General features: G+C 68.5%; 15 protein-coding genes. 6 read left to right on the top strand and 9 right to left on the bottom strand.

The features are described 5' to 3' along the window. Window positions 1-29: 29 nt before the first annotated feature. A complete protein-coding gene (gene mftB, locus OU415_RS01650; RefSeq protein ID WP_270946685.1) occupies window positions 30-302 on the bottom strand; it encodes a mycofactocin biosynthesis chaperone MftB in 273 nt (90 codons plus the stop codon). Beyond that, a complete protein-coding gene (mftA, locus tag OU415_RS01655) occupies window positions 302-403 on the bottom strand; it encodes a mycofactocin precursor MftA (protein ID WP_093149417.1) in 102 nt (33 codons plus the stop codon). Before mftA ends, mftB begins: the two co-directional genes overlap by 1 nt. Window positions 404-488: 85 nt before the next feature. On the opposite strand from mftA, the gene mftR reads away from it, so the two are divergent. Continuing rightward, on the top strand, window positions 489-1,127 hold the full coding sequence (gene mftR / locus OU415_RS01660; RefSeq protein WP_270946686.1) for a mycofactocin system transcriptional regulator: 639 nt from the start codon (window positions 489-491) through the stop codon (window positions 1,125-1,127). A gap of 30 nt (window positions 1,128-1,157) precedes the next feature. On the opposite strand, the gene OU415_RS01665 is transcribed toward mftR, so the two are convergent. The 4 genes from OU415_RS01665 to OU415_RS01680 form a co-directional block, all read right to left on the bottom strand. Beyond that, complete coding sequence (locus OU415_RS01665; RefSeq protein WP_270946687.1) at window positions 1,158-2,285, bottom strand: NDMA-dependent alcohol dehydrogenase; 1,128 nt, start codon at window positions 2,283-2,285, stop codon at window positions 1,158-1,160. A gap of 656 nt (window positions 2,286-2,941) precedes the next feature. Then, window positions 2,942-3,847 carry a universal stress protein gene (locus tag OU415_RS01670; RefSeq protein WP_270946688.1) on the bottom strand — a complete coding sequence of 302 codons (906 nt, stop codon included), beginning with the start codon at window positions 3,845-3,847 and terminating at the stop codon, window positions 2,942-2,944. Between the two features lie 81 nt (window positions 3,848-3,928). Then, a complete protein-coding gene (locus tag OU415_RS01675) occupies window positions 3,929-5,647 on the bottom strand; it encodes a TIGR03767 family metallophosphoesterase (RefSeq protein WP_270946689.1) in 1,719 nt (572 codons plus the stop codon). A gap of 158 nt (window positions 5,648-5,805) precedes the next feature. Continuing rightward, entirely contained in the window at window positions 5,806-6,630 is an 825-nt protein-coding gene (locus tag OU415_RS01680) for an oxygenase MpaB family protein (RefSeq protein ID WP_270946690.1), read from the bottom strand. Between the two features lie 89 nt (window positions 6,631-6,719). Between OU415_RS01680 and OU415_RS01685 the strand changes: the two genes are divergently transcribed. Beyond that, window positions 6,720-7,361 carry a TetR/AcrR family transcriptional regulator gene (locus tag OU415_RS01685; protein ID WP_270946691.1) on the top strand — a complete coding sequence of 214 codons (642 nt, stop codon included), beginning with the start codon at window positions 6,720-6,722 and terminating at the stop codon, window positions 7,359-7,361. On the opposite strand, the gene OU415_RS01690 is transcribed toward OU415_RS01685, so the two are convergent. Beyond that, on the bottom strand, window positions 7,358-8,389 hold the full coding sequence (locus OU415_RS01690; protein WP_270946692.1) for a DNA polymerase IV: 1,032 nt from the start codon (window positions 8,387-8,389) through the stop codon (window positions 7,358-7,360). The two genes, OU415_RS01685 and OU415_RS01690, sit on opposite strands and share 4 nt — an antisense overlap. 61 nt (window positions 8,390-8,450) lie before the next feature. On the opposite strand from OU415_RS01690, the gene OU415_RS01695 reads away from it, so the two are divergent. After that, window positions 8,451-8,930 (top strand): NUDIX domain-containing protein, encoded by a 480-nt coding sequence (locus tag OU415_RS01695; RefSeq protein WP_270946693.1) that lies wholly within the window; start codon window positions 8,451-8,453, stop codon window positions 8,928-8,930. A gap of 143 nt (window positions 8,931-9,073) precedes the next feature. Here the strand turns inward: OU415_RS01695 and OU415_RS01700 are convergent, their stop codons facing one another. After that, complete coding sequence (locus OU415_RS01700) at window positions 9,074-10,327, bottom strand: MFS transporter (RefSeq protein ID WP_270946694.1); 1,254 nt, start codon at window positions 10,325-10,327, stop codon at window positions 9,074-9,076. A 681-nt stretch (window positions 10,328-11,008) separates the two neighbouring features. On the opposite strand from OU415_RS01700, the gene OU415_RS01705 reads away from it, so the two are divergent. Continuing rightward, on the top strand, window positions 11,009-11,509 hold the full coding sequence (locus OU415_RS01705; protein WP_333776850.1) for a GNAT family N-acetyltransferase: 501 nt from the start codon (window positions 11,009-11,011) through the stop codon (window positions 11,507-11,509). A gap of 8 nt (window positions 11,510-11,517) precedes the next feature. On the opposite strand, the gene OU415_RS01710 is transcribed toward OU415_RS01705, so the two are convergent. Beyond that, complete coding sequence (locus OU415_RS01710) at window positions 11,518-12,336, bottom strand: alpha/beta fold hydrolase (RefSeq protein ID WP_270946695.1); 819 nt, start codon at window positions 12,334-12,336, stop codon at window positions 11,518-11,520. Between the two features lie 77 nt (window positions 12,337-12,413). On the opposite strand from OU415_RS01710, the gene OU415_RS01715 reads away from it, so the two are divergent. Then, window positions 12,414-12,944: a CGNR zinc finger domain-containing protein gene (locus tag OU415_RS01715; protein ID WP_270946696.1), complete on the top strand. Its 531-nt coding sequence runs from the start codon at window positions 12,414-12,416 to the stop codon at window positions 12,942-12,944. Window positions 12,945-13,027: 83 nt separating this feature from the next. After that, window positions 13,028-13,309 (top strand): protein kinase family protein, encoded by a 282-nt coding sequence (locus tag OU415_RS01720; RefSeq protein WP_270946697.1) that lies wholly within the window; start codon window positions 13,028-13,030, stop codon window positions 13,307-13,309. Window positions 13,310-13,345: the final 36 nt, after the last annotated feature.

Raw genomic sequence — 13,345 nt, forward strand, 5'->3', positions numbered from 1 at the left:
GTCGTCTCCACTCTGTCAACGAGGCCGGGTCAACGAGGCCGGATCATGTCCGAGGCGGCCAGCGAGGCCAGGGCCCGCCGGAACTGCGGCCGCCGCTGCTGCGGCACGGCCAGCAGCGCGTCCTCGACGCTGGTGTGCTCGCCCAGCCCGCGCACCAGATCCACCAGCTCGGGAACCTTCAAGAACGACAACTTCCGGTTGCCGAAGTGGTACGCGAGCGCCCCGAACGGCTCGGGGCGCAACGCGACCTGCGGATTCAACCGGTAGCCCAGGCTCGTGTCGAACTCCGCTGCGGTGGCCATCAGTAGACCCCGCACATCCCGTCGATCGAGACCTCTTCGACGAGCAGTTCCTCCTCGACGACCGGCTCGGTGGTTCCCGCTTCGACCTGTTCCTCAGCCATGGGATGCTCCTGTCGACGTTGACCGATCCACCGCCGACACCGTATTTGCACCCGGTGCATTTTGAAAGACGTGGAGCAGGAAATCTTGGGACGCAACACTGTTGGAGCAACCGCGCGAACCGGTGGACGGCAGCGGGCGACCAGCGCTGCCGAGCTGGAGCAGGTGGCCTTCGACCTGTTCGACGAGCAGGGGTTCGAGAACACCACGGTCACCGACATCGCGCGTGCCGCCGGCATCGCGCGCCGCACGTTCTTCCACTACTTCCCGTCGAAGAACGATGTCCCGTGGGGCGATTTCGACGCCGAGCTGGCGCGACTGCGCGCGGACCTGCGCGCCTCCCCCGCCGGAACTCCGCTCATGGACAACATCCGGCACTGCCTGGTCGAGTTCAACCGGGTGCCGCCGGAGCAGGTCCCGGCGCACTGGCGCCGGATGCGCCTGATCCTCGGCATCCCCGCGCTGCAAGCCCACTCGACCTTGCGGTTCCAGGCGTGGCGCCAGGTCATCGCCGAGTTCGTCGGCGCGCAGACCGGAAAACCCGCTGACGCGCTCGCTCCCCAGACCATCGCGCACGCGACGCTGGGCGTGGCGCTAGCGGCCTACGAGCGGTGGCTCGACGAGCCGGACGCCGAGCTCACCGATCTGCTGGACGCAGCGATGCGCGAGCTCGCCACCGGGTTCGCCGGTTCGGAAACGACCGACCAGCCGGGCCGGGTGCCATGACGCGGTGGCACGACACCCGGCCCCGTCCGATCAGTAGTCGGATTCGTCGTAGATCACGACGCCGCGCAGGTTCTTCCCGTCGCGCATGTCCTGGTAGCCGGTGTTGATGTCTTCGAGCCGGTATGTGGTGGTGATCAGCTCGTCCAGCTTCAACGTGCCGTGCCGGTAGAGCTCCAGCAGCCGCGGGATCTGAGTGCGTGGGCTGACCCCGCCGAAGATCGCGCCCTGGATCCGCTTCTGCAGCAGGGTCAGCTCGAACAGGCCGACCTTGGCGTCGGTCTGCTCGAAGTGCCCCATGCCCGTGACGACCACCTGGCCGCCCTTGGCGGTCATCGACATCGCCGGCTGCAGGTGATCGCCGGTGGTCTCGCCGATCGTGATGACCACCGTGTTGGCGTTCTGCCCCCAGGTCATCTCCGAGACCGGACCGGCGGCTTCCTCCATCGACGAGAAGGCATGGGTAGCACCCAGTTCCAGGGCCTTCTCCCGCTTGAACTCCACCGGATCGACCGCCACCACGTATCGCGCACCGGCCGCCGCAGCGCCCTGCACCGCGTTGATGCCGACGCCACCGATGCCCACGACGACCACCGTGTCACCTGCACGCGTGTTGCCGATCTCGGTCGCCGACCCCCACCCAGTGGACACCCCGCACCCCAGCAGCGCGGCCTTGTCCAGCGGGATGTCGTCCTCGATCTTGATCACCGACGCCTGGTTGACCGTCACGTACGGCGAGAAGGTCCCCAGCAGGCACATCGGGATGACCGGGTTGCCCCGGTAAGTCGTCCGGTAGGTCCCGTCGGAGATCGCCCGGCCGGACAACAGGCCCATGCCCGCGTCGCAGAGGTTCTGCATGCCACGCGCGCAGGGGCGACACGTGCCGCACCCCGGGATGAACGCGAGCACGACGTGGTCGCCCTCCTTGAGCCCGGTGACCTCCGCACCCACCTTCGTCACCACGCCAGCGCCCTCGTGCCCGCCCACGACGGGGTAGAACTCCACCGGGTTGGCACCGGTGCGCAGGTGCTCGTCGGAGTGGCACAGCCCCGAGGCCGCCAACCGCACCTGCACCTCTCCGGCAACGGGATCGCCCAGCTCGACCTCTTCGATCTCCCAGTCCTTGCCGGGACTGTGCAGCAAGGCGGCCTTGGTCTTCATATCCACTCCTCGTCGAATGGGCGCAGAAGGACTTATGGCTTCCTGAGCATGGGAAGTCGGGTGATCGCAGTCAAGGGGCCGAGCGCGCACGACCGTTTCGCACCAAGCGCTCCACAACTCAGCGTCGCGCGCGGAACCACCGAGCCCGAGCCCTCGGCCAGCACACCGAATTTCGGAGGCATCGGAAGAACGGACGTCCGAACGCACGCCACCTGACGACCACGCGCTCCGGCGCCATCGAGCGTGCCCTCGAACCTCACCGCACAAGGGACAGCCCGTGCGGCTGCTGCCGCACGTCCCGGTGACGCTACGTCGTCTTCCGGCGCCGACGATCACCAAATCCCAGTCTAGACAACGAAAAAGCGAATTGCCCTCAAAGTTGATCACCTCATCGGGCGACCGATATTTACTCGAATCCACGTTCGACGGGTGGCACACTGGAACGCGTCAGCCGATCACTGCAGCCCTCCAGGATCCAGGTTCGGCACTCGAAAACCATTGGACCGAATCATAAATCCACTGTGGATCGCTGGATCCTCCTTCACCGAACGACCATTGACCGTTCAGAACGCGAAAGGACCGCTCTCATGATGTCGAAGTACCGATGGACCGTAGTGAACCACGGCGCAGCGATAGCGCTCTCCCCCACCGTCATGTCATGTGGACGAGGCCGGCACGGGGGTTCGAACGATCAGCACCGGACATGGCGAGTGGTGCAGCAACTTGTGGCTCGTGGAGCCCAAGTGCGCCCCGGAAACACCGCCCCGGCCGCGTGCGCCCACCACCACGAGCTGCGCCTCCTTCGCCCGAGAGAGCAGCTCGGCGGTCGGTGCGCCACGCCTGACGAACCTGAGCACCTCCACACCCGGATACCGCTCGTCCCAGCCCGCGAGGACTTCCTCGACGAAGCTCTCGGCGTCGTCCCCGACCATCTCCGAGGGAAGTCGGGAACGCAGCCACTTCAGGTCGATGCCGACCACTTCCCAGGTGTGCACCACGTGCAGCGGGACGTCCCAGTCCGCAGCCGCGCCGAAGGCGTGCGCCAGTACCGGCTCGGCGGACAGCGCGTCATCGACACCTGCCAGCACTGGGCCGGTCACCGGGAAGGTGAGCGGGTCGCCGGTGTCCGGCACGACCGCGACGGAAGACTTCGCGTGCGCAGCGACCTTCACAGCGACCGCTCCGGCGAGCAGTCCGGTGAACCCGCCGAAGCCGCGGTCGCCCACGACGACCAGAGCCGCCGTTCGGGACTCGTCGATCAGCACGTGCTCCGGCGACCCCGGGCAGGCCGCCGTGCTCACCGCGACCCCCGGTTCCTGCTCCCGCGCCGCCTCCGCCGCGACGTCCAGCCGGTGCGCGACCTGGTCGCGCACGTGTTCGCGGTGCTCCTCCGGCCAGTGCAGGCCGGGGAACTCCGGCAGCACGGGCGCGGCAGTGGGGTCGGCGTAAACGATCCGCAAGCCGGATCGACGTCGAGCCGCCTCCCGCGCTGCCCAGCGTGCGGCGTTGAGCGCCACGGCGGAACCGTCCACCCCGGCCACCACGTGTCCGTTCTCGCCCATCCCGGCCCTCCCAGCACTGCGCAGGACGACAGCTCCAGGGTGGGCGAGTCCGCCGGGGTCCGCTCGCCGGAACGGCCGCTGCTACCGGGTCGGCATGCGTCCGGGGACCAGCAGCTCCGTGTTCCGGTCGCCGAGCTCGCCGAGCTTGGCGAGGTCGGTGTGCGGGTTGTTGAAGGACAGCTCCCGGTACAGGGAGGCCAGCGCCTCCGGGGACCGGTCGTCGTAGTCGACCTGGTAGGGGCTGTCGGCTTCGATCAGCGTGGTGAACAGCGACAGCGTGCCGTCCGCGTTGTCCACCACTTCGATGATCCGGGCCAGCTGCGGGAAGTCCACGTGGGACGCGGTGTTGATCTCCCAGAAGCCGCAGGCCGGGTCGTCGGCGTGGTGCGGGGTGATCGTGTTCTGGTGGGTGTGCCCGTTGACCCAGGCCAGCACGTTCGGGAAGCGCTTGAGCAGCCGCACCACCGAGGCACCGCTCATGCGGATTTCGCCGGGGCGGCGGAAGTCCGGCAGCAGCGCGGTCATCGTCCCGCTGGTGTGGTGGCTGAACAGCACGAACAGCTCGTCAGTGGCCGACTGCTGCTGCTTCCGGCCGAGTTCGTCGTAGTAGACGGAGCTGCCGGCGGTGAGCACCTTCTCCAGCCAGCGGAACTGCGCGAGGCCCAGCGAACCCTCGGCGAAGCCGGCGGTGTTGGTGCTGTCCAGGCTGATCCCGGTCACGCCGGGCGCGATCGGGAAGGTGTAGTACGACTCGTCGTCCGAGCTGAACCCGTGGCCGACCGGACCGGGCCCGGTGTTGGCCGGGTCGAGGTGCGCCCGGATGAACTCCTCGGTGTTGAACGGCCGACGCCGTTCGTCCGGGGTCACGGTGCGCACCAGCCCGGTGCGGGTGTCCATGACATCGGCCGTGCGCTGCTCGCTGCGCCCTTCCATGAGGGCGACGATCTCGCGGGTTTCGCGCTCGTCCCGACCGATGATCTTGCGCGATCCGGTGTACCAGTCGGCCAGTCCTGGGATCAGTTGGTCCGGCACGGTTCCCACGACGCTGTTGTCGTGGTTGCCGAACACGGCGTACCAGGGCATGCGCAGTCCCGGGCTGTCGAAGGAGCGGATGGCGTCGTCGAGCAGGCCGGCCAGCACCGGGAAACCGGCCTCCCGGAACCGGTCCGAGACATCCCCATCGGGATGCCAGTACAGCGGATCGCCGGAGTCCTGCACACCTTCGTAAGTGGTCAGGTCGCCGGTGTTCGGCGTGATCCGACCACCGTTGAGCACGCCGAAGTACCAGTCGAGCTCGGCGAGTTCGTGGTTGTCGGTGCTGTCCCCAGTGGTGATCATGAAGTCGATCGGGCGTCCGGTCACCGGCGCCCCGGGCAACGAGTTCACCCGCCGCACGAGGTGCGCCGCACCGAGCGCGGTGAGCGTCTCCTGCGGGCGGTGCGCCCCGGCCGCCAGCGGGTGGACGTACTCGAAGCGGGCCGGGCTCTGCGCATCCACCAGGTGCAGGTCCGTGAACTGCGTGAACGCAGCAACTGGAACCCTGCGGTCAACGCGGTCCGCCCGGGCCACCACCAGGTCGGTCCGGACCACCTGCGGCCACCCCGGACCGGCCGTGAGCCGCCGGTACCCGTCGCCCGCGACCGGCTGGGCCGCGGCCTGCAGCGTGGTGCCGGCGCTGTGCGCCAGCTGCGGGCTCGCGCCTCGCGCGAACGACGGTGTCGAACCCAGCAACCCGGCGCCGAGAACGGTTCCGGTAATGCCCGCAACTCGGAGGAAGCCGCGCCTGTTGATCCCTGCCATACCTGTCCACCAGCCCATGCGCCCTGAACATCGAAGTTATCGGAAAAACTTTCACGTTTTCCGGGCGCAGTCCACCCCCAGACAGGTGACGAAAACGCGAACAACGACCAACGACTCGGAACGTCCACAGTGGCCGGCGCAGGCCCGGACGTCGGCGGTCAGACCAGCGGACGGCCCGCTCGGATCCGACGGCGGAGATCCCAGAGGACCAGGTTGAACGGGAAGTGCCGCAGCACTGCCGGCGAGCGTCGGACGATCGCAGCGATCACAGCCATCAACCGGTCGAACCGGCGCTGATCCTGGGCGGTCCAGGGCAGCCGCATCTCAGCCCGGAAGGGTGCGGGCAGGAACCCGGTCGTGACGAACTTGTTGAAGCGCCCGAACAGCATCGACAGCGGACGCGGCAGCCAGGCCAACATCGTCACGTCCAGGAGGTACTCCCGAACCGTGTCGTCGATGGAGATCCGCTCCAGCGACTCGGTCCAGTACCGCCTGAACGAGGCCAAGTCGCGCGGCCACGCATCAGGTGGCACCTGCAACGTCGTGCCCAGCACCGCACCGTCGCGGTAGAACGCCTCGGCGGTTGCTGCATCGGGCTCGCCGAAGAAGAGGAGGTGGAGGTCTTCGAACCCCTTGTACAAGCATGCCGCGACCCACAGCTGAAGATCCGGGTCGAACGCGTTGTAGCTGACCGGACTGGAGTCGGTCGAGCGCACTTGAGCGTGAGCGCGGTTGACGCCGCGGCGGAACAGTTCCCGCTCGCGCTCGGTGCCCATCGTCGCGACGGCGATGTAGGCCAGGGTGGTGCGGGTCCGCTTGACCGGGTGCCGGAAGAGCTGACCGCTCTCCACTCGGCTCTCGACCACTCCGTAACCCACTCCGGGCCTGGCGAGCTGCATGATGACGTTCGCGTTGCCTGCGAGGAGCCCGGCCCCGAACACCGCGTCCCGGACCTGGGGGGTCGTGCCCGCCGAAACCGTCACCGTCGCCGCCCTCCGCCACGAGGCCAATCTGCACACGGCCGTTTTCAGTTAGGAGACCAGCAGCCCCGCCGATCTGTCAAGATGTGCCCATGAGCACGTCTCCCCTGCGGGTCTACGGCGGAGTGCGGGGCGATGACCGCACGGCGGAACGCCGAGCGCAACTGCTCGAGGCCGGACTGGACCTGCTCGGCGCGCCCAGCGACAGCCCTGCCCTGACGGTGCGCGGCGCGTGCCAGCAGGCCGGGTTGGCCACACGCTACTTCTACGAGAGCTTCGCCGACCGCGACGCGCTGGCCGCCGCTGTGTACGACCACGTGGTGGACGACCTGGCGAGCACCACGCTCGAAGCGGTGACCACCGCGGGACCGGACGAGCACGCCAAGGCCCGTGCCGGGGTGGAGAACATCGTGCGGACCATCGCCCGGGATCCACGACGGGGTCGCCTGCTGTTCTCGGTCAGCCTGAGCAGTCCGCTGCTCGCCCGGCGGCGGTTGGACTCCTCCCGGCTGTTCGCCGCGCTGCTCGGCGGTCAGGCGCAGGACTTCTACGGCATCACCGAGAGCCCGGACCTGGAGCTGACCACGCACTTCATCGTGGGCGGACTCGCTCAAGCGCTCACGGCCTGGCTCGACGGCACGCTCCGGCTGGACGAGCCGGACGTGGTCGAACACTGCACGAGGCTCCTCCTGACCATCGCAGCCGGGTTCACATTCCCGGAGGCGGGCGCCTAGCCCCTGCCCCGGGGCAGCTCGGCGCGGACCCCCAGCAACCGGACCGGCCGGTCCAGCGGGAAGCGGTCCAGCGCGGTGCGGGCAGCACGCTCGAGGGCATCGGCGTCCCGCGTGGGGCTCGGCAACGACACACCGTGCGTGTGCGTGGCGAAGCTGGAGTTGCGCACCTTGACCACGATCCGACGGGCCAGCTTGTCCTCCACGGCGAGGTCGTCGGCCACCACGTGCGACAAGCGCCGGACCTCCGCGCGCATCTCCTCCACGTCGCGGAGGTCCCGCTGGAAGGTCACCTCCCGGCCGTGCGAACGGGCCTCGTAGGGCTCGTCCGTGACGGGCGTGGAGTCGTACCCGTGCGCGTGCGCGACCAGCCACGGCCCGACGTTGGGGCCGAACTCCCCTACCAGGTCGTCCATCTTCGTGCGGGCCAGGTCGCCCACGGTCGCGATGCCGCGGGCGGCGAGCTTCTTCGCGGTCTTCGCGCCGACGCCCCACAGCGCGTCCGTGGGCAGCTCGGCCATGACCTCGACCCAGTTCGCCATCTCCAACCGGAACACCCCGGCCGGTTTGGCGAAACCGGAAGCGATCTTCGCGCGCAGCTTGTTGTCCCCGATGCCCACCGAGCACGCCAGCGCAGTGCGCTCCCACACCTGCTTCTGCACGACGCGCGCGGTCTGCTCCGCGTCCTCGGTGTCGACGAGCATGAACGCCTCGTCCCACCCGGCCACTTCCAGGATGCCGCCCAGATCGCGCAACGCGTTCATCACGTCGGCCGAAGCGGCGAGGTAGGTTTCGCGATCGGCAGCCAGGAACACCGCTTCGGGGCAGCGGGCCGCAGCCGTCCGCAGCGGAGTCCCGGAGCGAACTCCGAACTCGCGGGCCTCGTAGGAGGCGCCGGCCACCACACCGCGTTGCGTCGGATCGCCGCTGCCCCCGACGAGCACCGGCCGTCCTCGCAGCTCGGGATGGCGCAACAACTCGACGGCCACGATGAACTGATCAAGATCCACGTGCAGCACGACCCGTTCCACGCTGCCAGCATCGACGGGTTCCGCCGATTCCGCCAGGCCTCGGGTGCGCGACACTGGCGAGATGAGCAAGCGAAGCGCCGGCATCCTGCTGTTCCGGCTCGCCGACGGTGTCCCGCAGGTCCTGCTGGTCCACCCGGGCGGCCCGTTCTGGAAGAACAAGGACGCAGGTGCCTGGTCGGTCCCCAAGGGCGAGCACGAACCCGACGAAGACGCGCGAGCTGCCGCGATCCGAGAGTTCGCCGAGGAGACCGGAACCGCGCTGACCAGCCAAGACCTGCTCCCGCTCGGCGAGGTCAAGCAGCGCAACGGCAAGCTCGTCGCGGCTTGGGCGGTCGAAGGGGACTTCGACGAGACATCCCTGCGCAGCAACGAGTTCGAGCTGGAGTGGCCACCGCGCTCAGGCCGCCGCCAGAAGTTCCCGGAAGTCGACCGCGCCCTCTGGTGCGACCCGAGCACAGCGCGGGAGAAGCTCAACCCAGCACAAGCGGAGTTCGTCGACCGCCTCCTCAACCTCCTCCGCGAAACCGACCGACTGGACTGAGAACCCGGCACGTGGCCATGCAGCAGCGAACCCACGTGCCGGTCACGTCCACAGCGAAGCCCCGCCCGGCTCGATGGCCGGGCGGGGCTTCGTTCGTTCACCTGCGCAACTTCGCTGCCGCTGCTGGCAGAGCGCGGACGGGCTCAGTCCTCGATCGAGGTTTCCTTGGTCTCCTTGGCGAGCAGCAGGGCGATCAGCGTGATCGCGCCCATCGCCGCCAGGTAGACGCCGACCCAGCCCAGGCCGTAGGAGCTGGCCAGCCAGGTCGCGATGTAGGGCGCGACGGAGGCGCCCAGCAGGCTGGCCAGGTTGTAGGACACCGAAGCGCCCGTGTAGCGCACGGCGGTGGGGAACAACTCCGGCAGCACCGCGCCCATCGGACCGAACGTCATGCCCATCAAGCCGAGGCCGACGATCAGGAACGACAGGGTCGCGACCGACGAGTTCGCACCGAACCACGGACCCAGCAGCAGGCCGAACACGATGATCGCGATGGTGGTGACGATCAGCGTGGGCCGGCGCCCGTAGCGGTCGGCCAGCAGACCCGCAACCGGCACCGTCAGGCCGAAGAACACCACGCCGATCATCAGCATGATCAGGAACGGCGAGCGCTCGTAGCCCAGACCGGTCTTGGCCGTGCCGAACGACAGCGAGAACACCGTCATCAGGTAGAACAGCACGTAGGTGGCCAGCATGATGAAGGTGCCCAGCACCAACGCCTTGAAGTCGCTGCGGAAGACCTGCGCGAAGGGGACCTTGGCCCGCTCGTTGCGCTCCACGACCTTCGAGAACGCCGGGGTCTCGTGCATGCTCAGGCGCACCCACAGGCCGACGATCACCAGCGCCGCCGAGACCAGGAACGGCACTCGCCAGCCCCAGGCCAGGAACGTCTGGTCGTCCATCACCTCGGACAGCAGCAGGAACAGGCCGTTGGCGAAGAAGAACCCGATCGGCGCGCCGAGCTGCGGGAAGGTGCCGAAGAACGCGCGCTTGTGCGCGGGGGCGTTCTCGGTGGCCAGCAGCGCGGCACCACCCCACTCACCGCCGAGGCCCAGCCCTTGCCCGAACCGGCACAGCGCCAGCAGCAGCGGCGCGACGATGCCGATCTGCTCGTAGCCGGGCAGCAGGCCGATCACCACGGTGGAGATTCCCATGGTCAGCAGCGAGGCCACCAGCGTCGACTTGCGGCCGATGCGGTCGCCGAAGTGGCCGAAGAGCGCGGAGCCGACCGGCCGGGCCACGAAGGCGATCGCGAAGGTGGCCAGCGATTGCAGGGTCGCGGCGGTGGCGTCGCCCGCTGGGAAGAACAGGTGCGGGAACACCAGCACGGCTGCGGTCGCGTAGACGTAGAAGTCGTAGAACTCGATCGACGTGCCTACGAGGCTGGCGAGGACCACCTGTCGCGTCGAGTTCCGCGGGGTGGGATTCCCCGATGCTCCTGATCCCCGCACCTCTGGTGCTGGGACGTGGCCGACAGCCATGGCGCCACAACCTCCTCGTTAACACGATCGGACCACTGCACTGTAATCCGCGGCCGACCACTTGCCGAGACGGGGTTCCCGAATGGTGGACATCATCACCTGATGCGCACTCTCCGCGAGCGACCGGGAACTGGCCGCTGATGTCGGTTTTCGAGGCGAGATGACCGGCCCACCTCGTGCTGCGCGCAGCACGACCAAGCACACGTGTCCCATATTTCGAGAAGAGCCGGTCCTCGCCCCCGGTGACCAGACCTGCCGATCGCAACAACCAATCGAGACCAGCGGATACAACAGCCCCAGCGTTCGATCGCTCTCCGCATCCAACCATTCACGCTGCGGGCAGCGAGCCGGTTTCGGGCACGAGCGCTGACGTCACCACCACATGCACGCGGCGGTGACGCCTGACATCGGCCGTCTTGCCGCACCTGCGGGCTCGCCGGAAACGGTGCCGGTTCTGGACAATCCACCTGAGGCGATCAGTTCAACACGCATCGTTGAGCCGGATCCTGCACGTCCCCACCGACCGAAAAATCGGTCGCTCCAGTGAGATTCGGCGCGCATCATGGGGCGGCACAGTCGTTTTGCCCGAGGAGTTCCATGCCCGATACCGAGTCAACGGACGTGCCGGAGATGCGGACAGAGCAGGATCGCAGCCGCTCGAACAAGCTCCACACGCCTCGGCATTGCAACACCGACACAGGCGGGGACGTCGACTACCGCTGGCGGGGCGAGGTGTCCGACGACGAGCTGGTCGACCTGACCCTGTCACACGGCGGGAACCCGGAATCCGGTTGGTGGGACCGGATTCGGGCGCACAGCTTGGGCTGGGTGACCGGCCGACTCCCCGACGGGGCTCTGATCGGCTTCGTCAACGTCGCGTGGGACGGGTCCGATCACGCGTTCCTGCTCGACACGAAGGTCAACCCCGAGCACCAGCGCGGCGGGATCGGGACCGAACTGGTGCGTCGTGCCGCCGACGGTGCGGCGCGCGCCGGATGCACTTGGCTGCACGTCGACTTCGAGCCGCACCTGCGCGGTTTCTACTTCGACGCCTGCGGTTTCCGCCCCACCGACGCCGGGCTCATCGCCCTGCGCTGACCGGCCGCTCACCGGGCCAGGAACTCGGTGATCAATGCGGTCAGCTGCGCCGGGTTGTCCTCCTGCACCAGGTGGCCGCTCTGGTCGATCCAGGTCAGGTCGGCGCGCGGGATGCGCTCGGCCAGCTGTTCCGCCCGGTCGGCCGGCAGCCACTGGTCCTGGTCACCCCATGCGATGAGCACCGGGCAGTCGAGCTCGGAGTACCGGTCCTCGACCTCGCGGGTGTAGCGCTCGTCGGCCTGGCCGATCTGGCGGTAGAAGGCCGGTTGCCCCGCTTCGCCGAGCCACGGCGCGACCAGCTCGTCCAGCACGTCGCTGCGCAGTTCCCGGTGGGCCGCAGTGGCGATGTAGCGGCGGACCAGCGCTTCGTGCAGCAGCGGGGGCAGTGCGGCGAAGACCTCGGAGTTGTCGTGCACCAGCCGGAAGAACTCCGATCCCCACGGCCGAACGCTCACCGCGTCCACCAGCATCAGCCGCTGGTAGCGGGCCCCGCTGAGCAGCGCCGTCCGCAGCGCCACCGCACCACCGAAGTCGTGGGCGATGACAGCCGGTTCCCGCAGTCCCCAGTGCTGCAGCAGCTCGGCGAACACCTCCTGCTGGGCGGCCAGCGAGACGTTCTGACCGTCGCGCTTCTCGGACTGCCCGTAGCCCGGCATGTCCCAGACGAACACCCGGTACCGGCTGCTCAGCGCCGCGGCGACGTCCCGCCAGACGTAGGAGGAGAACGGCGTGCCGTGCATCAGCACCACCGGATCCCCCTGCCCGAAGCTCGCCCAGCGAACCGTCCCGTGCGCCGACTCGAACCGCTCCGGCAGCTCCCAACCCATCACGCACCTCCGTTACCTTCTAACTGCCTATGCCAGTAACGTTACCCCCTATGTCAATAAGCCGGTAACATGGAGGCATGGCCTACGACCGCCCGCCCGCACCGCCCGAGCTGCAACCAGTGGAGGCGTTCGGCAACTCCGCACGATTCCTGTACGACGAGGATGCGCTCGTCGATCTCGGGGACGCCCGGACGTGGTTGCGCGAGCACGGCTGGGGCGAAGTCGCCGACGAGCTGGACGACTCCACGAGGGAAGAGCTGTTCAGAGCGCGCGAAGCGATCCGCGAACACCTCGCCGGGACCGACTCCGCGCCGCTCAACGACTACGCCCGCCGCCTGCTCCGGGCACCTCAGTGGCAACACGGCGAGATCGCGATCCCGGTCGACGGAAGCACCGCGGCGGAGCGGATGATCGGCGACCTCGTGGTCGCACTGGTGGTGGCGGATCTGAGCGGGAAGCCCGGACGCCTCAAGGTCTGCCAGGCCGAGGACTGCCGCTGGCTCTACTACGACCGCTCCCCCGGCAACAACAGCATCTGGTGCAGCATGGACATCTGCGGTGCCCGCCACAAGATGCGCGCCTACCGCGCCCGCCGCAAGGACACCTGACCCGGGATGGTGAACGGGTGCTGATACCGGCTGCGCTGGCCCGTGCAACCGTGCAGCGGGAGGGTGAGGCAGGACGACGTTGGTTGTCCGAACTGCCTTCCCTGATCACCCGGTTCACCGGGGAGTGGTGCTGCGAGATCGTCGGCGAAGCGCAGCACGGCGAGGTCGCGATCGCCGTCCCTGTGCGGAGGGGCGATGAGCCCGCCGTGCTGAAGATCGCGTTCCCGCATCCCGGCAGTCGCGGCGAGGCTGCCGCCCTGCACTACTTCCGCGGCCGCGGAACGGTGCGCGTGCTGGAGTCCGACGAGCACGGGAGCTGGTTCGAAGACGATTTCCTCCGGCTCCTGCTCGGCATCAGCCCCTGAACCGTGCCCTCCGCGTCGAGGCCCCGGAGGTGCCTC

It is taken from the genome of Saccharopolyspora oryzae (assembly GCF_027853915.1).
In the GTDB taxonomy this organism is placed as follows: domain Bacteria; phylum Actinomycetota; class Actinomycetes; order Mycobacteriales; family Pseudonocardiaceae; genus Saccharopolyspora; species Saccharopolyspora oryzae.

What these genes read in the sequence shown, in the direction of transcription:
- OU415_RS01665 (WP_270946687.1), bottom strand. Translation starts at nt 2,285, where the DNA reads ATGAAGACCAAGGCCGCCTTGCTGCACAGTCCCGGCAAGGACTGGGAG.
- OU415_RS01715 (WP_270946696.1), top strand. Translation starts at nt 12,414, where the DNA reads ATGGCCTACGACCGCCCGCCCGCACCGCCCGAGCTGCAACCAGTGGAG.
- OU415_RS01705 (WP_333776850.1), top strand. Translation starts at nt 11,009, where the DNA reads ATGCCCGATACCGAGTCAACGGACGTGCCGGAGATGCGGACAGAGCAG.
- OU415_RS01695 (WP_270946693.1), top strand. Translation starts at nt 8,451, where the DNA reads ATGAGCAAGCGAAGCGCCGGCATCCTGCTGTTCCGGCTCGCCGACGGT.
- mftB (WP_270946685.1), bottom strand. Translation starts at nt 302, where the DNA reads ATGGCCACCGCAGCGGAGTTCGACACGAGCCTGGGCTACCGGTTGAAT.
- mftA (WP_093149417.1), bottom strand. Translation starts at nt 403, where the DNA reads ATGGCTGAGGAACAGGTCGAAGCGGGAACCACCGAGCCGGTCGTCGAG.
- OU415_RS01675 (WP_270946689.1), bottom strand. Translation starts at nt 5,647, where the DNA reads ATGGCAGGGATCAACAGGCGCGGCTTCCTCCGAGTTGCGGGCATTACC.
- OU415_RS01710 (WP_270946695.1), bottom strand. Translation starts at nt 12,336, where the DNA reads ATGGGTTGGGAGCTGCCGGAGCGGTTCGAGTCGGCGCACGGGACGGTT.
- OU415_RS01670 (WP_270946688.1), bottom strand. Translation starts at nt 3,847, where the DNA reads ATGGGCGAGAACGGACACGTGGTGGCCGGGGTGGACGGTTCCGCCGTG.
- OU415_RS01685 (WP_270946691.1), top strand. Translation starts at nt 6,720, where the DNA reads ATGAGCACGTCTCCCCTGCGGGTCTACGGCGGAGTGCGGGGCGATGAC.